At 38.9% G+C, this 19,363-nt stretch carries 17 protein-coding genes; 4 read left to right on the forward strand and 13 right to left on the reverse strand.

Going from position 1 to position 19,363, the window contains the following annotated elements:
* Positions 1–158: 158 nt before the first annotated feature.
* The 7 genes from G9F74_RS12030 to G9F74_RS12060 form a co-directional block, all read right to left on the reverse strand.
* Positions 159–1,778: an amidohydrolase gene (locus G9F74_RS12030; RefSeq protein WP_000642584.1), complete on the reverse strand. Its 1,620-nt coding sequence runs from the start codon at positions 1,776–1,778 to the stop codon at positions 159–161.
* A 91-nt stretch (positions 1,779–1,869) separates the two neighbouring features.
* Positions 1,870–3,225 carry an aspartate aminotransferase family protein gene (locus G9F74_RS12035; RefSeq protein ID WP_165406227.1) on the reverse strand — a complete coding sequence of 452 codons (1,356 nt, stop codon included), beginning with the start codon at positions 3,223–3,225 and terminating at the stop codon, positions 1,870–1,872.
* Positions 3,226–3,255: 30 nt separating this feature from the next.
* Positions 3,256–4,716 (reverse strand): CoA-acylating methylmalonate-semialdehyde dehydrogenase, encoded by a 1,461-nt coding sequence (locus G9F74_RS12040; RefSeq protein ID WP_000261824.1) that lies wholly within the window; start codon positions 4,714–4,716, stop codon positions 3,256–3,258.
* 189 nt (positions 4,717–4,905) lie between these two features.
* The gene (locus G9F74_RS12045; RefSeq protein ID WP_000464526.1) at positions 4,906–5,187 is read right to left on the reverse strand and encodes a cupin domain-containing protein; all 282 of its coding nucleotides are present in this window, start codon (positions 5,185–5,187) and stop codon (positions 4,906–4,908) included.
* A gap of 45 nt (positions 5,188–5,232) precedes the next feature.
* Positions 5,233–6,669 (reverse strand): MATE family efflux transporter, encoded by a 1,437-nt coding sequence (locus tag G9F74_RS12050; RefSeq protein WP_000706168.1) that lies wholly within the window; start codon positions 6,667–6,669, stop codon positions 5,233–5,235.
* Positions 6,670–6,714: 45 nt separating this feature from the next.
* Complete coding sequence (locus G9F74_RS12055) at positions 6,715–8,187, reverse strand: aldehyde dehydrogenase family protein (protein WP_000405148.1); 1,473 nt, start codon at positions 8,185–8,187, stop codon at positions 6,715–6,717.
* 13 nt (positions 8,188–8,200) lie between these two features.
* Positions 8,201–9,487, reverse strand: coding sequence for an NAD(P)/FAD-dependent oxidoreductase (locus G9F74_RS12060; protein WP_000413844.1), 1,287 nt, complete (start codon positions 9,485–9,487; stop codon positions 8,201–8,203).
* Positions 9,488–9,675: 188 nt separating this feature from the next.
* On the opposite strand from G9F74_RS12060, the gene G9F74_RS12065 reads away from it, so the two are divergent.
* On the forward strand, positions 9,676–10,908 hold the full coding sequence (locus G9F74_RS12065; RefSeq protein ID WP_000689568.1) for a MerR family transcriptional regulator: 1,233 nt from the start codon (positions 9,676–9,678) through the stop codon (positions 10,906–10,908).
* Between the two features lie 436 nt (positions 10,909–11,344).
* Here the strand turns inward: G9F74_RS12065 and G9F74_RS12070 are convergent, their stop codons facing one another.
* From G9F74_RS12070 to phaZ, 4 genes are all read right to left on the reverse strand, one after another.
* Complete coding sequence (locus G9F74_RS12070; protein ID WP_000166300.1) at positions 11,345–11,545, reverse strand: NETI motif-containing protein; 201 nt, start codon at positions 11,543–11,545, stop codon at positions 11,345–11,347.
* A complete protein-coding gene (locus G9F74_RS12075; protein ID WP_000062789.1) occupies positions 11,529–12,725 on the reverse strand; it encodes an MFS transporter in 1,197 nt (398 codons plus the stop codon). Before G9F74_RS12075 ends, G9F74_RS12070 begins: the two co-directional genes overlap by 17 nt.
* 112 nt (positions 12,726–12,837) lie before the next feature.
* Positions 12,838–13,065, reverse strand: coding sequence for a hypothetical protein (locus tag G9F74_RS12080; protein ID WP_000554163.1), 228 nt, complete (start codon positions 13,063–13,065; stop codon positions 12,838–12,840).
* Positions 13,066–13,126: 61 nt separating this feature from the next.
* Complete coding sequence (gene phaZ / locus G9F74_RS12085; RefSeq protein WP_016108805.1) at positions 13,127–14,029, reverse strand: intracellular short-chain-length polyhydroxyalkanoate depolymerase; 903 nt, start codon at positions 14,027–14,029, stop codon at positions 13,127–13,129.
* Positions 14,030–14,218: 189 nt separating this feature from the next.
* Here phaZ and G9F74_RS12090 point away from each other — a divergent pair, with 189 nt between their 5' ends.
* The 3 genes from G9F74_RS12090 (at position 14,219) to G9F74_RS12100 (ending at position 17,209) form a co-directional block, all read left to right on the forward strand.
* A complete protein-coding gene (locus G9F74_RS12090; RefSeq protein ID WP_000343676.1) occupies positions 14,219–14,635 on the forward strand; it encodes a MarR family winged helix-turn-helix transcriptional regulator in 417 nt (138 codons plus the stop codon).
* 15 nt (positions 14,636–14,650) lie between these two features.
* On the forward strand, positions 14,651–15,850 hold the full coding sequence (locus G9F74_RS12095; protein ID WP_001190323.1) for an MFS transporter: 1,200 nt from the start codon (positions 14,651–14,653) through the stop codon (positions 15,848–15,850).
* Positions 15,851–15,949: 99 nt separating this feature from the next.
* Positions 15,950–17,209: a serine hydrolase domain-containing protein gene (locus G9F74_RS12100; RefSeq protein ID WP_016108806.1), complete on the forward strand. Its 1,260-nt coding sequence runs from the start codon at positions 15,950–15,952 to the stop codon at positions 17,207–17,209.
* A 431-nt stretch (positions 17,210–17,640) separates the two neighbouring features.
* On the opposite strand, the gene G9F74_RS12105 is transcribed toward G9F74_RS12100, so the two are convergent.
* Both G9F74_RS12105 and G9F74_RS12110 read right to left on the reverse strand, forming a co-directional pair.
* Positions 17,641–18,870, reverse strand: a complete 1,230-nt coding sequence (locus tag G9F74_RS12105; RefSeq protein WP_016108807.1) for a serine hydrolase domain-containing protein — start codon at positions 18,868–18,870, stop codon at positions 17,641–17,643.
* A 322-nt stretch (positions 18,871–19,192) separates the two neighbouring features.
* Positions 19,193–19,363: thiol-activated cytolysin C-terminal domain-containing protein (locus tag G9F74_RS12110; protein ID WP_311732298.1), on the reverse strand; the 171-nt coding region annotated here is incomplete at its 5' end.

The raw sequence follows: 19,363 nt of genomic DNA on the forward strand, positions 1-19,363 counted from the left end.
TTAAAAGAAAAAAATAGTTATTTCCTATATCGAAAATTATGTAAATGAATACTGGTATGAAACGACTATACGATGGCACCGTTATATTTCCATAAAACTAACAAACTAAAATACCACGTAACATTACAAGAGTTACGTGGTATGTAAACGATGAAATATTAAATTTTCACTGATTGTTCTTCTTGATAAATAATTTCACCATCAATAATAGTTATTTCTACTTTTAAATCTTTAATTTGGTTTGGATTCACACTTAAAATGCTGTCATTTAATATAACTAAATCCGCCAACTTTCCGACCTCTATGCTTCCTTTTATCTCTTCTTCAAAACTCGCATAAGCGCCATTCCATGTGTATAGTTTAATAGCTTCCATTACACTTATAGATTGATTCACACCAACCTCTATTCCAGACTTCGTTTTTCTATTGACAGCAACATGAATTCCTAATAAAGGGTTATAGTCGGTAACTGGTGCATCCGAACTACCTGCTGCAATGATGCCTCGATCAATATAATCACGAGCAGCGTACATATGATTAACACGATCACCATAGTGCCGTAAATATATCTCTCCGAATTCATATGGAAATGGAGGGTTTGGAATTGGAACTATCTCAAGTTTTTTCATTCTCTCTTGTAAATCTGGTGAAGAAATTCCCGCGTGCTCGATTCGATGACGATGATTTTTTCTTGGTGATTCCTCTAACGCCCTTTCTACACAATTTAAATACATTTCAATAGCTTTATCACCTTGTGCATGCACAGTGATTTGATAACCTTTTTTGTGTGCTTCGCCTAACACTTGATAAATTTCTTCCTCATTATAATAAAGAATGCCATAATTGTTACGATCACTCGAATACGACTCACGGGTTGCAATTGTAGGTCCAGTACTACTTCCATCTGTAAACAGTTTAGCTGGTCCAACCTTGAACCTCTCATCTCCCGTACCAGTTATCACACCAGCTTCGACCATTTTATTAACAAATTCATGGGAGTTATTTATTTGACATATCATTGCATATATTCGGACACGAATATCCCTACTCTTCACAGCTCGTTGTAGTAAACGAAAACTCTCAGGTCCATCTCCACCTGCGTCATGTATACTCGTTATACCAGCTGCAACGAAATGATCTGATGCAATTTTCACAGCCTTCATCATTTCACTTTCTTTATAACTTGCAACTTCACTCATCTCCATATTTGCTGCTTCAATTAACCTTCCTGTAAGCTTTCCTGCCTGATCCTTTTCAATAACTCCCCCACTCGTGTTCGGTGTGTTCTCGTTAATTTGCGCAATTTCTAATGCTTTGCTGTTCACTACGCTTATGTGGTGACAAGTACGAGTTATAATAATAGGATGGTCAACTGAAATGTCATCCAGCTCAGTAATTGTTGGATAACGCTTTTCCTTCACAGCGGTTTCATTAAAGCCCCAAGCACGTATCCATTCACCTTTTGGCGTTTCTAATGCCTTCTTTTTTAGGTCATCTAACAAAGCTTCGATAGAATCAATATGTTCAGCTTTACAACTGACAGCCAACTGATTTTGTCCATAAGAAATGAGGTGAAGATGGGAATCAATGAATCCAGGAAGAAGCGTTTTTCCTTGCAAGTCAATTACATCCGTTTTTTCTCCTATAAAACTCTTAACCTCCTCATTTGAACCAACAAATGCGATACGATTATTTTGTATTGCCACAGCTTCGACTACTGTATTCTTTTGGTCGACTGTAATAACTTCTCCATTTAACAAGACAACATCAGCTTTCATAAACTCAACCCTTTCGGAATTACCCTTTTCGAGTAATTCATTCCGTATTTACAGTTACATCTCTCAATAGGATCTTCCGCCTTTTAACAAATTAAAGTTGAGCTAAACACTCTTTTATTGTTGTAACGATAAAAGTAAAGTCTTCCTCTGTAATGCTTAATGGCGGTGCAAGTTGCAAAATATTATTGTAACCGGCAACAGTGTCACCATTTTTACCGATAATTAGACCTTTTTCTTTACAAGCATTGATGACTTTGTTCATCTTTTCAATGGAAGCCGGTTCTTTTGTTTGCTTATCTTCCACTAGTTCAATACCTAAAAGAAGACCTTTTCCGCGAACATCTCCTACGTTTGGATGTTCTTTTACATCCTCTAGTTCATATAACAGTCGTTCACCCAATTCCTTGGAACGGTCAATGAGTTTCTCATTCTCCATAATTTCTAAATTTTTCAAAGCTAAGGCGCAAGCTGCAGGGTTTCCTCCGAACGTATTCACATGGCGAAATCGATCATAATCTTCGCTGCCTACGTACGCCTCATAAATCTCTCGTTTAACTGCTGTTGCCGACAAAGGAAGATACGCACTTGTAATACCTTTTGCCATCGTAATGATATCTGGTTTGACACCGTAATTCATAAATCCAAACGGCTTCCCTGTCCGCCCAAATCCACATATTACTTCATCACAAATGAGCAACGCACCGTGCTTCTCGCAAATTTCTTTTACTTTTGCCATATATTCATCAGGAGGCATCAAAATGCCGCCCCCAGTAATAATCGGCTCCATAATTACGCCGGCTACTGTTTGACTTAACTCCCATGTCATGACACGATCGATTTCATCAGCACTTGCCAGTGTACGAACATCTTCTGGATTACGATACGTATCAGGCGGTGCTACATGCAAGAATCCTTGCCCAAGTGGTTCATATTTATACTTTCTTTGTGCTTGTCCTGTTGCCGCAAGAGCCCCCATTGAGTTACCATGATAAGCACGATAGCGTGAAATAAACTTATAGCGTCCATGATCACCTTTTTGCTGATGATATTGACGAGCAATTTTAAACGCTGTTTCATTTGCTTCCGATCCACTGTTAGAGAAGAAAATAACGTATTCATCATCAAGCCATTCATTCAATTTCTCTGCTAATTTAATAGCAGGAACATGACTTTGTGTCAGAGGAAAATATGGCATTTCTTCCAGTTGTTCAAAAGCCGCTCTTGCAAGCTCTTTACGGCCATATCCAACATTCACGCACCAAAGACCGGACATGCCGTCTAAATAACGGTTTCCATCAATATCCGTCACCCATGCTCCTTCTGCTTTTGTAATAATTAAATTCGTTGGATTAGGGGATGCTCCTTTCATTGCATGCCAAAGGTACTTTTCATCTGCTTGTTTCAAACTTTGTGTTTGCTCTGTCACTTGCACAATCACCAACTCCATTCTATCCGTTTATGATTTTCTATCACTCTATCAATAACGAGCCGTAAGCATTTTCTTGCGCGTATAAAATTCTACGCCATCTTTTCCATTTGCATGGAGATCACCATAGAAGGATTTCTTATAACCTGAGAATGGGAAGAATGCCATTGGAGCAGGAACCCCAAGATTGACCCCAAGCATACCTGCATCAATTTCTTCACGGAATTCACGAATTGCTTTCGCGCTATCGGTGTATAGGCATGCACCATTTGCGAACGGTGATGCATTAGCAACATGAATTGCTTGCGCCAAGTCTTTTACGCGTATAATAGAAAGAACCGGTGCGAAGATTTCATCTTGCCAGATTTTCATTTCCTGTGTCACATTGTCAAAAATCGTTGGACCGACAAAATAACCGTCACCGTTTGCTGCATCATCTTCACGTCCGTCACGAATAAGTGTCGCTCCCTGCTCTATACCAGATTGAATGTATCCGTGTGTACGCTCTTTATGGCCGTCACGAATAACGGGACCAAGAAAAACATCTTCTTCCAGACCATTACCAATCGTAATTGCATTCGCCTCTTGAAGCAGTCTATTAACGAGCTCATCTGCAACGTCTTCTTCCACGACAACAACAGCCGCCGCCATGCATCTTTCACCCGCTGAACCGAAGGCAGCACTTGTAATTTCTTTCACTGCAAAACTAAGGTCCGCATCTTTTAATACGATCGAATGATTTTTTGCACCTGCAAGAGCTTGTACACGTTTGCCGTTTGCTGCTGCTGTTTTATATATATACTCAGCGACAGGTTGAGAACCAACGAAAGATACAGCCTTCACATCCTCATTGTCAAGAATGCCATTCACGACGTCATGTGCACCATGTACAACATTTAGTACTCCATCTGGAAGACCTGCTTCTGTAAACAGTTCAGCTATGCGATTCGCCAGCAACGGTGTTCTTTCAGATGGTTTTAATACAAACGTATTTCCGCATGCAATCGCGAGTGGGAACATCCAGCATGGCACCATCATTGGAAAGTTAAATGGCGTTATTCCTGCGATTACTCCGATTGGATAACGATACATCCCTGATTCAACACCAGTAGCAATATCAGGAAGTTGCTCTCCCATCATTAAAGTAGGTGCACCTGCTGCAAATTCAACACATTCAATCCCTCGCTGTACTTCACCGTAAGCTTCTTTATAACTTTTTCCATTTTCCAAGGTAACGAGTTTCGCTAACTCCTCCCAGTTTTCAATCAAAAGCTGTTGGTAGCGAAATAGAATCCGAGCACGCCGAGGTACAGCAACCTTTTTCCATGTTTGGAATGCTTCTTTCGCAGTTGCTACAGCTCTATCCAAATCTTCTTTAGTCGAAAGCGGCACACGAGCAATAGTCTCTCCTGTTGCTGGATTTGGTACATCTTCTACTTGTTTACTTTTAGATTCTATCCATTGTCCACCAATATAATTTTTTAACGTTTGTACATTTTTGGTTACTACCATGGTGAAACCTCCTAATTTTAAGATAGCCGTCCTATGTATGTATTGCATTCACAAAAAAAGAAAGCGCATTCATTAGACGGTATATAAACTTACTTATATACATTTCTCTAACATTACTAATCTTACTCTTATCGATTGCATATGCAGGAGCAGTCATCTGCTTAGCATTTGTCCACTCTCCAGTTCACATTATTTCAGATTAATCTCATGGTTCATCTTATAATTCTTTTTCAAAAATACTGGGCAATCCCATTCACAAACAAGGTCCTTATCCAAGGAAACAACCCAGCCCTTTGTAACATGATACTTTTTTCCATCAACAGTAATAAACACTTCACCGTCTGTCACATAGAAAACTTCCTGTTCTTCTACATGCCACGTTCCTTTATTTGGTTCACCTACCCATGGTTCCCATGTGTTGGCACCTAGTTGCTCTGCTTCTTCTGCTGTAATTTTTTTCGCAAAAAACATGATGATACCCCTCTCTCTTATTAGTAATTTTGACGGAATACGTTCCTATACATCTACTGTTTTAACATTGGTATCTGTATTAACATTGGTAACCTTTAAACGTTTGAACTCTTTTCTCATAAAGTATATGGCAATGAGAACGCCTGGAATTTCGGCAGCAGGAGCAGCGTACCATACACCTTCTACACCCCAGAACTTCGGAAAAACAAATAGAAACGGTATCATGAACAACAATATTTTGCTAACACTAATAAACGTTGCGGACCAGTTTCTCTCCTGTGATTCAAAATAACCAGAGACAAGCAAGCTAACTGCACTAAGTGTAAACAAACAATTGAATACAACCGTCGTCCAAATGCCCAGTTTTTGCAATTCAGGATTACCACCGGAAAAAAATGACACAATTGGATCTGCAAAAATGATTAATATAGCTGTCACAATTACAAAGAAGGAAACTGTAAAAATGAGTCCCATCTTAATTGCTTGTTTCACACGATCAAGGTTGCCTGCACCATAATTATAACTAATAATCGGTTGAAGCCCTGTCATTCCACCGAGCGCCGCTAAAGCGAGAAGATTTGTAATGTAACCATTTTGAATCGTGAAAGCTGCAACGTGCAGACCACCTCCGTAGCTTTGCAGTAAATTGTTGGTGAAAATAATTGCTATAAACATCATGAACTGACTAGAGAAAGATGCAAACCCCGTCCAAACTACTTCACCAATCTTCTTAAGATTAATCATCACATCTTTCATTTTTGGCTTCAGTTTTGTTTTACCAAACCAGAAATAAAAGATTAAGAGAACAGGAATCGATTGCGAAATCGTATTAGCCCATGAAGAACCCATCATCCCCATGTCATACTTCACTACCATAATCCATTCCATAACTCCAGCAACAACTGCTGCGACTAACCAACTGTTCATTGACAATATAGGTTTTTCATCGATATTAGCTAAAATACTTAATACAACGGCCAATATCGTTAATGGCAACGAAATCCATAGTAGTCGGCTATATTGCACCGCATACGGAAGTGCTTCATCACTTGCTCCAAATAGAATCATAATATCAGTTTCAAAGACCAATCCAAGTACAGCTATCAAAGTGGAAAGGAAAAGAGTAAACCATAAAGTTTGTCCCATAATACTTCTAGCTTCTTCTATCTTCCCTTTCCCCATTCGAAGTGAAATGACCGCTCCGGCTCCTATCCCCAAAAGAACCCCAATCATACGGGTAATAACCATGACCGTAAATCCAATTCCGATTCCTTCGATTTCTAGCTCCTGAAAGCCACTGACGAAATAGCCATCAATAACCGATACAACTCCTAGAATTACATTAGCCATAATTCCTGCCAAAGCAAACCGTAAATATAGTAACGGAATACTTTTGGTTCCGAGCACTGAATCATCCACCGACTTATTCATTCCTTCTGGCTTCTCTATGTTCGATGACGGACGGTTGTCCACTATTTTCATGAGCATATCCCCTTACAAATAATTTATATAGCAAGTTAAGCTCAATTAATTCACATACCAACCTACAGGCTTGGCATGCTGGTGGATATTGATTTGCTTCGTTTCCATAAAGTGCTCCAGCCCGGCAACACCTAAAGCCCTACCGATTCCACTTTGCTTATACCCGCCCCAAGGACCTTCAACATAAGCAAGATGATAACTATTAATCCAAGTAATTCCCGCACGCAATTTACTAATGACACGTTTTGCTCGGTCCATATCTTCAGTAAATACAGCACCGGCTAATCCATAAATGGAATCATTCGCTTTTTGGATCGCATCTTCCTCATCTTTAAATTTCTGTACAATAAGGACTGGTCCAAAAATCTCTTCCTTAACAATACGCATATCTGCATTTACATCAGCAAAGATTGTTGGTGCGATAAAAAAACCTCGATCAAGCCCATTTTCTGTTAAACGTTTACCACCACAAACTAATTTTGCACCTTCTTCCATTCCACTCTTTATATAATGTAAAACGTCATTCATATGAGACTCGGTTGTGAGAGCTCCCATTTCGATATTCTCGCTTTCTCCGTTTCCAACTACAATTTTGTTCGCACGTTCGGCCAATCTTTCAACAAACTTATCGTAAATGGTCTCTTGTACAAGTAAACGGGATGCAGCTGAACAAACTTGCCCAGCGTTGTGGAAAATACCAAACATCGCATTATCGACAGCAGTTTCAAAATCCACATCGTCGAACACAATAAGTGGAGATTTCCCCCCTAGTTCCAGTGTAATTTTTTTCATATTGCCCGCGGCTGCTCGCATAATACTTTGACCTGTTTTTGTTCCACCTGTAAAGGCAATTTTGTCAACATCATGGCTCTCTGCAAGCTCATTCCCAACCTTTGAACCAGGTCCCAACACTAAGTTTGCCACTCCGTCTGGAAGCCCAATCTCTTCGATAATTTCAAATAACTTGAATACGCTTACAGGAGTGACGTCAGCAGGTTTAATTACAATTGTATTCCCTGCGGCAAGTGCAGGAGCAATTTGCCAAACAGCTAGCATAAGCGGGAAGTTCCAAGGTACAATCAGTCCACAAACACCAATCGGTTCATGAATAACAATCGTTTCTGAAGAATCATCACGATTGTAAGATTCCTTTTTTATACCTTTAATCAAGTCAGCATAATAGCGGAAGCATTGAACCGATACTGGAATATCTACATAGGTTGTTGCACGAATAACCTTACCGTTATTTGCAGTTTCCAAACGGGCAATTTCAGCTGTCTTCTCTTCAAGACGATCTGCAATCTTATATAGATAATCAGCTCTTTCATCAGCCGATAAATCTGACCAAATTCCGCTGTCAAACGCTTTACGAGCCGCCTTTATTGCTAGTTTCGCATCATCTGCTGATCCATGAGCGGACGTTGCAATAACCTCTTCAGTTGCAGGATTGATAATATTTCGTCTAGCACCCGATAATGCTTCTACCCATTTTCCGTCAATGAACATGTTTATTTCCATAAACACCTCTCCTTTACGCAATAATATCTACCAACTTGAAACCAATATGTGCTATATTGACCAGCATCGTTTTCTGATTATAGAATGGAAATGATTTGAGACGTTCCTTTTCAAATCGATATCCACCTGCATTCCCCGTAACGATCCATTGTGCCAATAACTTACCAAACAATGTTGAGAGAGACGCGCCGTGGCCTGTATAACCAGTTGCAAAATATGCACCTTCTTTAGATTTACCGATAACCGGGAACGTATCAATTGTCACACCGATAAATCCACCCCACCTGTAATCTATCTTGCTTCCTTCTAGTTTTGGCATTATTTTAACCATAGCATCGTACACACTTTGATAAACGGCATCACCTAAGTTCGGACGAATATCACCACCGCCAAATACGATTCGATTATCTGGTGTACGCCTGAAATAGTAAAGGAAACTACTCGTATCAAAAACCATGCGATCTTTAGGAATAACGCTATTCAAAAGTGTTTCTGAAAGCTGTTCAGTAGCAATAATGCGTGCCGAAATTGGCAGTACGCCTTTATTCAGTTCAGCCATGATTTTTCCAGAGTAACCATCTGTAGCAACAATAATGTCTTTCGCTGTAACAGTACCTTTTTCTGTAACAACTTTCACACTATTTCGGCCGTACTCAATAGATAATGCTTTCGAATGCTCAAAGATTTTTGCACCAATTGATTTCGCTGCTTCTCCCAAACCAATTGCATAGTTCAGTGGTTGGAATGAGTAACTTGAGTTGTCGACTAAGCAACCATAATATTGAGGGGAATCAATTTCTTGATGCAACTGACTTCGATTAAGCACGCTACATTCATATCCAAAATTTTTGTTTAAGTACTCACTTTCATGTTTCAATCCTTCAAAATGTTTGGCTTTGTAAGCTGCCACAATGTGACCTGTCTTTCTAAAATTACAGTTGATTTGATGCTCGTCGATAATGTTTTTAACTAATTCAACACTAAGCAGAGAAAGATCGTTAAGCTGTCTCGCCTCTTCGGCACCATACTTTTTAGCAAGCTCCTGCATCGTTGACTTATAGCCCGGCAATACCATCCCGCCGTTGCGACCGCTTGCGCCATATCCGATTGTTTCCTGCTCAAGGACAATGACACTCTTTCCTAATTTTTGCAAATGATATGCAGAAGAAAGACCTGTGAAACCTGCGCCAATAATGACAACATCCGCCTCTTCATTTCCTTCAAGAGGTTTTCCTTTGTCATAGCTGTTTGCAGTCGCTGTCCACAGAGAGAGCGTATCCATTCGATCCATCTTTTCCATAGCTAATCCTTCTCCTTTCGTGACATGTATGTTACAATACAGTCAAAAATATTCTAAATATTCACTCTTATTGAATTAATAATATGATTTGGAGTTTCCTCCAAGTCAATAGTCATTTAAGAGTTTTTTGAATTCATTTTGCGAAAAAAGTGGAGTAACTCCACTTTTTTCATCGGAGGGACACATCTATGAAAATTGGTGCATTTGCAAAACTTTTTCATGTTACGACTGATACCGTTCGTTATTACATTGAACTTGGATTATTAATACCAGACAAAAAAAACACCCAGTATCAAATGAACCAATTGTGTTTCGACGACATGGCTTTTATTACCGAGTTGAAAAAATTTCATTTTTCATTGTTAGAAATCCAACGAATTTTATCGTATCGGCGTGTTACAAGCTTCTCGGACCATGAGGATATCGACTACTACAACAACTTGCTCACTGATAAAAAGAACGAACTGATCCAAAAAAAAGAAGACATATCAAAAGCTATCCAATTGATTGAAAAGGCGGTTCAAACCAGTTCGCCTTCATCCAAAGAAGAGAATATTACAGGAATTCCGCTTGACTTTGTAAATCTGCTCTATTGTCCGAAATGCCAAATTCCCCTTGAAATGAAAGATGTAACGATTAAAAAAGTTTACATTCACACGGGAAGTTTAACTTGTACCTGTGGATACGAAGCAGCTATCGAGGAAGGTATTATCATTACCGCGAACTTGTATGAGACGTCTCCTTATCCATCTTATTTTTACGATAAAGAAACGATTAAAGAGATTAATCCCAAAATGATTAACTTATTTGAAAAAATTAATTTTCAATTTCAAAAAGTTCTACAAAATATAGATTTGAAAAACAAATTAATTGTGGAAACAAACGTTGACGCTTTCGTGTCACTACCTAAATATATCGATGTTCTTGAAACGAGCGCATCCTATGTATTCAGTGGCTATTCACTTGAGATGCTCAAGAAGGTTCGAAACAGAATTGAGCGTATGAATCCGAAGCCACGCGTCCTTTATATTTTGAATTCCGATTTAAATTTGCCATTGAAACCGCTTAGCATCGATGTTTTTGTAGATAGTTTTTCAGTAACTGATTTTTCATTGCTCAATCCGCAATTCCCCATTCACGTTCTAAAAAACTATTTACATAACAGTTCAACAATTGTCGGCGGATACTCGTATTATGATAGCTCGGCCAAATCCTTGAAAAACATTTCAGGCTTATATCCAAATTCCAACGAGCATATTTTGTATCCCAAATACTTAGAAGAAAATTTATCAGTCAATGGATTTCAAATTACGCAAAGTGAAAATATCGGTTACTGTACAGATCCAGGACCTTATTTCGATTATCATGTAATAGACGAAAAATTCCACATGCTCATGTATTTGGCTAGTACGAACAAATAGCATACAAAAAGTATTTGTCCGAAAAATATGCTATTTCACAAATGAGTAGCACCTTTGTAGCTAAAATGGTAGTGCGGGTATCAGCATCCGCACTACCATTTTCGATTTGCCAATTTCATTCTACAACGTTTACATATCAATCTTATTTAAATGAATTATAGTCACGGCTCTATAGTTCCTGTCCCAACTCCAAAACTCTATACGTTTAGCATTCTTCGGACTACTATTAGATTTTTTTATTTAGTGAAGGTCTCACAGTACTACCTTTACTAACGAAGACAGCGCAACTCATTTTTATTCGTTCTTCCCAGAAAATATCTCTTCATTCTATCCCCCTCCTAAAATCCCTTTTCCTCCATTGACCAGTCGTAAAAAAAGCCATCCAACTCGAACGAATTGGATGGCCTTATACTAGAAAGAAAATGTTCTATTTGTATTACTTCAATTTTCCCTCAAAAACAATTTTTCTACCACACGGTTCAACTACTGTTTTTCCGTCTTTCTTCACTTCATGAAAGATTGGCTCTTCCATACGACGAGACGGGGCGTATCCTTCTTGTTCCATGCGAGCTAAGCAGTCTGTAATTGCTTCGTTTTCGAGTACTTCAAATTTCTTTTTATTAGGTTGTTTTGTCATGCCCTAACCTACTTTCTATTTTTCTTGATGCGAATTGATTCTTCATGTAGATCATATATACCATTGCGAGAATCCCTATTATAATCATAACCGCAATAAAAAAGCTTGTATACTGTATTTTTTCTATAAATACGCCTCCTAATACAGGCCCCATAATACTTCCTAAACTAAAGGCGATTCCAGATAATATATTACCTGCTGGTAGTAAGTGTCTCGGTAATAAATCTGTCATAAATCCAAGTCCTAAAGAGAAGCAAGATCCAATGACCATACCAGCTAACAGCATGCAGGCAAAGACTATCCAGTAATATTGATCAAATACGGCCGCAAGTAGAAAAATGCTCGTACCTATGCTGAACGTCCACGTTAATATACGGTCCCTTCCGTATTTATCACTTAATATACCGAGAGGAATTTGTGTAATAATGCCCCCAACTGCAAACGCTGGCAATAAGAAGGAAACTTCCGATACAGACCACCCTTTACGAAGTGCGTATACTGGTAAGTTACTATTTAACATTGCTTCAAGCACACCGTATGCAAGTGGTCCCAGTAATGCAATCCACCCTAATCCAACAACTTGTTTATAACGAGAAAATGATGATCCACTCTTCACTTCTCTTTCATCTTGTGCTGGGAATGCATTTTTCGTTGGGAGTAGTAAAAGCCAACCTATTAAACAAAGTATAGTAGATATGATAAATGGTGTTGCAAGACCGTACTGAACAGTGCTTGCTAAATACGGACCGACGGCAAAACCAATTCCGAAGAATACACCGTATATCGATACTTGTCTACCTATTTTACTCGGATCCGATGTTGTCGTAATCCACGTTTGCGTTCCAACATGAAGCATATGATCGCCGACTCCAACTAGAAATCTAAGGATAAACCATACCCAAAATGAAAATGTTTGTGTAAAAAAGAATAATGAAATAATGACGAGAAACCCACCAATGACGATAATTGGCTTCATTCCAAACTTTTGCATCGGTTTTTCAAGAAACGGTGAAATAACTAATATCCCAATGTATAATGCCGTCGCATGAATACCATTAATACTTGAACTAACCCCTTCTTGTTCAAAAATCATTGCAATGGCAGGTAAGAGCATCCCCTGTGATAAACCTGAGATTGCCACAATCCCAACCATAATCCAAAAAGTAAAACGCATCGACATCCTGTTCCCTCTCCTTCTCACGCTTTCCACTTTTCATTATAAACGGTTTCTTCAAATGCGTGTACGAATATTAACAATAAAAAGAAGCTAAAAGAATGAGCCTTTTAGCTTCTTATCCTTCCCAAACTTGTGCTTTCACATTGTAATGAAAATGTTTAAAATATGGATTTTCATAAAATGAAGGGCCATATAAGTACGGATGTGAATGAGCGATTGGTGGCTGCTGTATTTGTAAAGGAACTACAGCTGGTGAAACTTGCAAATACATCGGGCTTATCATTATTTTTGCATATAAGTGATGATTATATGGCGAATGCGCAATTAAAAACGGTTGATGCACTAGTAATCTCCCCTTTTACCTACAAATGTTATAGTATATGCAATACTTTTGCTTTCGGGGACTATTTCTGTTCTAACCAATTTTCTACATGATTTATAAATACATCTAAACAATCAATAAACGGTGAGTGCCCGCAATCTTCTAACACCTGCAACTTTGCATTTGGCAAATGTTTTGCTAATTCCTCACCGACTACTTGCGGTACGACGTAATCCCTGTCACCTTGTATGACGAGTGTAGGAGTTTTAATACGATGAATTTGTTTATTTCCCTCTACCACACCATTATGTTCATCCGAAATATTAAATGTGATGAGCGCATAATTCACATCTACGAAATTACGCTGCGTTAACATATCATCTAAATACTTCTCATAACGATCCGGTTCCGGTTGATTGTGTGTATATATTAATAGATTCCACACTGTACGATAATATAATTTATTCATATTTTTTATCGCATCTAGTACTGGAGCAATTTGTACGGGATCTTGCGCGATTTCTTCTTTCGTCTTTACTAAACTTGATACGATCGGTTCCCCGTTAATATCTTTTTTAAAGATTGGATAGCCTTTCATCCCTGCTGATTCTACTAAAATTAACTTTTCTACAAAAGTTGGGTGATTCGCTGTAAATTGCATCGCAACACCACCGCCCATTGACCATCCCATTAACGAAAACTTCTCTAGCTTTAATTGATCGATAAATAATTTTACATCTTCTGCGAAGTCTTGTAATGAATCTATCGACTTATTATACGTCGATTGTCCAAATCCTCTTAAATCAAGAGCGTAAATATGGTATTGATTTTGCAGCTTTTCGATAACTAAATCAAAGTGTTGTGACGATGTCATGTTCCCGTGAATGAGTACGAGAGTTTCTGTATTTCGCCTTCCAACTTCCTGATACGCAATCGTTTCTCCATTCGATAGTGCAACAAACTCCATTGTTGCAGGCTTAATCATCACAAGTTCCCCCATTCTTTTTAATAGAAAGAAAATTCTTTATATAATTAAAGAATAACATACAGAATATATGTTCTCAACATAAAACCTATGCGAAATTTTCACATAAAACAACATGCCTATTACTAGACAACTATAATAAAAAAAGATATAGTTAGCTAGGTAACTAATTTGAAAGGATCAAAATATATGGACGAAAAACAACATTTTTTTCACATCGTCAGCCAGACTTCTCGAAAGTTTACGAAGAAATTTAATGAACGCGTATCTCCAACTGGGTTATTTAGTGCGCAGTGGGCTGTTATTTTTCGTATTAATCAAACCGGTTCTTGTACACAAACAGAATTATGCCAGTATTTAAATGTTGAATCACCAACAATGACTCGTACGTTGACACGTATGGAAACGATGGGCTGGATTATTCGTACAGAAGGAAAAGATCGCCGTGAGAAGCTTATTTCTTTATCCGAAACAGCTATAAAAATGATTCCAGTATGGCAAGAAGAAGTGGATACTTTCGAAGAAAAGACGCTAGATGGTATTAACGAAGATGACTTACATCAAGCATTTCAAGTGTTACAACAAATTATTAAAAACTTAGATTAAATTGGAGGGATGACGATGCAAAGTGAAAAACTTTGGACGAAGGATTTCCTCGGAACTTGTTTTAGTAGTCTATTTCTCTTTTTAACATTCTATATGCTTATGACTACTTTACCTGTCTATGTAATAGACGGCCTAAAAGGAAAACCTGAGGAAATTGGTTTAGTTGCAACTGTTTTTCTTATTTCGTCTGTTTTATGTAGACCATTTACAGGAAAATGGCTCGATGACTTAGGAAGAAAGAAAATATTATTTATTTCACTTTCATTATTTTTAGCCGCTACTGTTATGTATTTCGGTGCGCAAAGTTTATTTTTATTACTTGCCCTTCGCTTCTTACATGGTATTGGCTTTGGGATGGCGACGACAGCAACTGGTACGATTGTAACTGATGTTGCGCCAGCTCATAGACGAGGCGAAGCACTTGCTTATTTCGGCGTATTTATGAGTCTACCGATGGTAATTGGTCCTTTTTTAGGTTTAACAATTATTTCTCATTTTTCGTTTACTGTACTATTTATCGTTTGTTCCGTATTTTCATTACTTGCATTTTTATTAGGATTACTTGTAAATATTCCACATGAAGCACCAGTGAAAAAACAAAAACGAGAAAAAATGAAGTGGAAAGATTTAATTGAACCATCTTCTATTCCAATCGCTCTGACAGGATTTGTTTTAGCCTTTTCTTATAGTGGTATTTTATCCTTTATTCCTATATATGCGAAAGAGCTCGGTTTAGCCGATATTGCAAGTTATTTCTTCATTGTATACGCACTTGTTGTTGTAATTTCTCGTCCATTTACAGGAAAGATTTTTGACCGCTACGGCGAAAACGTACTTGTTTATCCAGCTATTATTATTTTCACAATTGGGATGTTCGCATTAAGTCAAGCGCAAACTCCATTTTGGTTCCTAAGCGCGGGTGTATTAATCGGTTTAGGTTATGGAACATTAATTCCAAGTTTCCAAACGATTGCAATTTCTGCGGCGCCAAATCATCGACGTGGTTCTGCGACAGCTACGTACTTCTCATTCTTTGATAGTGGTATTGGCTTTGGTTCTTTCATTTTAGGTATCGTCGCAGCGAAATCAAGTTATCATAATATGTATTTTATCGCAGCTATTATCGTTGCGTTCACTTTACTTCTATATTATGGATTACACGGTCGAAAACAAAAATTCAAGAAACAACGTACAGACGGACAAATTTCCGCTTAACGTTAATAAGGAAAGTAAACTTCCCCGTTTACTTTCCTTATTTTGTATTTCTTTCAAGACGAGCGTATACTTATAGTAGCAAATAAAGGAGGGACCTATATGAAACTAAAAAAATCTCCCCTACTCTTACTTATACTAACATGCATATTTGTAATTACAGGGCTTGGTTTTACATACTTCAAACATAATAAAACAACCCCATCAAAAAATAACGTGACAAAGGAGAATTGGTTAGATGATCCTTACTTACGTTGGTCGTACACACATATGAAAGAATTCACTTTAATTAATGAAGTCAAAAACAATCCCGACCAAGTGGCTCACTTCCCTACTGCGTTACAAAAATTAGATGATTTTGCTGTGGAGCGTGGATTTGGAACTACGACTCCTTTAAGAAAACTTTTAGACGATAACAAAACAGATGCTTTTGTCGTTGTACATAATGGGCAACTTGTATATGAACGATATTTCAATGGATATAACGAGAGTGAACCGCATGGTATGGCTTCATTAGCAAAGGTCTTTACTGGGGCAATGATACAATCTCTCGCTGAAGAAAATCGTCTCGATTTAGAGAAAACAGCTGACACTTATATAAAAGAATTAAACAATACACCGTTCGGTAAAGCGACACTCCAGCAATTAATGGACATGCAAGTTTCTGTAGAGTACCCTACTCATGGATATGAACATCCAGCGTTAGAAAATCAAGATGCACAACTATATTTAGCGAGCAATATTTTACCCCGAGGTAAAAACTACGACGGTCCGATGAAAATTTATGATATGTTACGAGAAGCAGAAGAAACTGCACCGCCTGGTTCCGGTTTTTCTTACGATAACGGATCAGCGGAAACACTCGCTTGGGTTATTCGAACTACCACTGGTAAATCATTAGCTGAAAATGTTAGCGAACGAATATGGTCTCAAATTGGTATGGAAGAAAATGCGTATTACGTTACAGACGAAACAAAAGTAGAACAAGCAAGCGCTGGTTTAAATGCAACTGCTAGAGATATGGCAAGATTCGGTCAACTACTATTAAATAACGGGGAATATAACGGAAAACAAATCATCCCTTCCTCCATTACAGAAAGTGTGGAAAATGTACAAGAAGGTGAACTCGCAATTGGCAATGGCGCTTCTATTTCTTATCATAATCAATGGTGGATTCCGCACAATGGACAAGGTGCTTTCGAAGTGTTAGGCAGTTACGGACAAACGCTTTATATCGACCCGAAAGCAAATATGGTAATCGTCCACTTCTCTTCTAATGCTACACCTAGTAATGAAATACATTCGGTTTATTCCAATATGTATGTTGATATTGCCCATCATTTGGAGAAGCTTTCACAGTAGTGGAAGCAGGATTTTAATCCTTGCATGAATGACTATTTGATTAATCAATCGATATGTTGTGCTGAAACGTCAATATAGTAAAAAAGGATCTCTCTTAATATAGAGAGATCCTTTTTTTACTTCTTCTTCTTTTCTGTCGGTTGGCTTTGTTTAGCGAAATTAGATGAATCATCGAAATTTGGTTGCTTTTTACCAGCATTATTACTTCTACCTTTTCCCATATGTAATGCACCTCCCTCCTCCTTACTATTCCCAATAAAAAAATCCTCTTGCATCCAAGAGGATTTTTTGTTGTGCTATTATTAATAATGCTCAACTGTTACCGCAGTACTTCCAACACCGTCCTATCATAACTTTTAACCATGGTGTTGATCGTGGCCATCAGGCCTATGATTATCTATCCGTCTTGGCGTTTTCCTTTAAACGATACCCTAGTCTTCGATCGCTTGGTAGGCCGTGGTCCAGAAGTCTTGGATAAGATGCGATGGGGCTGGAGTGGACATCCCAACCTGTGTGAACAGAATTCCAATAAACTGTTTATCTGGATCAGCGTAAGCTGAAGTGCCGGTTCCGCCATCCCAGCCGAATTGACCGATAGACGCGTAGTCTCCAAGATAGGTACGCACCGCCATCCCAAAGCCCCAGCCACCTTGGATCCCTTGTCCGAACGACAAATGGATGTTATTTTTGGCCAAATCGTCTCGGTATACTTGTTGTTCAGGAGTAAGACGGTTGGTGGTCATCAGCTGGACTGCGGGCCTAGACAGGATCCGTTTAGTACCGTGCATCCCTTTATTCAAAAGCATCTGCAAATACGCGTGATAATCGTCGACGGTTCCAAGCAGTCCACCACCGCCTGCTTGGAATGCTGGAGGTTTGCTGTAACGTCCGCCCACACCTTCATCCCACACGATGAATTCACCTGTCTGCGGATCGGGGTTGAAGGCTGGTGGAAGCCGGTCAATCTTGAGCTCAGGTACGTAGAATCCAGTGTCCTTCATTCCTAGCGGATCGAATATGCGTTCGCGCAAGAACGACTCGAAAGTCTGACCCGTGACCCTGGCAACAAGAACGCCGATTACTTCTAAACTGATATGATACTGCCACCGCTCTCCGGGCTGATAGCTTAGCGGAAGTGCACCTAGGCGACGCATAAACTCATCTGGATCGGGCATATCCTGCCCTGGCGTGTCGAATATCCCACTCTCGAAGAACGCGTTCATGATGGGAGAACCCATCAACGTGAGATCCACTCCGAGCCCGAATGTGGAGGTCAACAAGTCTCGTACAGTGATAGGACGCCGTGCTGGGACGGTCTCTTCTAGCGGGCCATCGGGCTGTTTCAACACTTGCCGGTCGGCGAGTTCCGGTAGCCATTTGTCTACTGGGTCGTCTAAATGCAGTTTGCACTCATCGAGCAAAACCATTACTGGTGAAACTGCGATTGGCTTGCTAGTGGACGCCAATCGAAAAATCGTGTCCCGACGCATTGGTGCACCGCCATCATGCCTCATTGTTCCAAGCGCTTCGACGTGCGTCTCGCCGTTTCGGCTGACTAAGGCGACGAGCCCAGGAATCTTTCCAGAATCGACATGCCGCGCCAATACATTGCGCATTTTGCGCAATCCTGTTTCAGAAAAGCCCTTATTGTTTTGTCCCATTTTGTTCTCCTTTAGTTTAGATTGAGATTTCTAATACATATTGACAATCAATTATTAGTTCTTCAAATAGAAAAATTCCCCTTTTTAATAATTTCGACAAAATGCATTTATATACATGGAGGCACCATGCATCACTATCAACCTAAGATAGGCTACATTTATGGGGATTTAATAATGGAGAATGCAATCATTAAAAACATTGATACATCCATTTAAAAATATGATTACAAGATTTGCGAATTGATTATGATACATCTAAAAACACCGATATACTTTCAAACAAGTAAAAAAGCGCCCTGTACACAGGGCGCTTTGCTCCAACCTAATGACTAATATTAGCAGTTGGGTATAATGTCGTTCCTCCAATTGAAACCTTTATTTCATTTGTTAATGGAACATTTTGTTCATTAATAATTGTTCTCCACCATTCCCATGCAAGACCTGTACATTCTCTCGCTACGACTTTTACATTTTTTGAATTCGGTGGAAGTGG

It is taken from the genome of Bacillus sp. EKM202B (genome assembly GCF_011066025.1).
In the GTDB taxonomy this organism is placed as follows: domain Bacteria; phylum Bacillota; class Bacilli; order Bacillales; family Bacillaceae_G; genus Bacillus_A; species Bacillus_A toyonensis.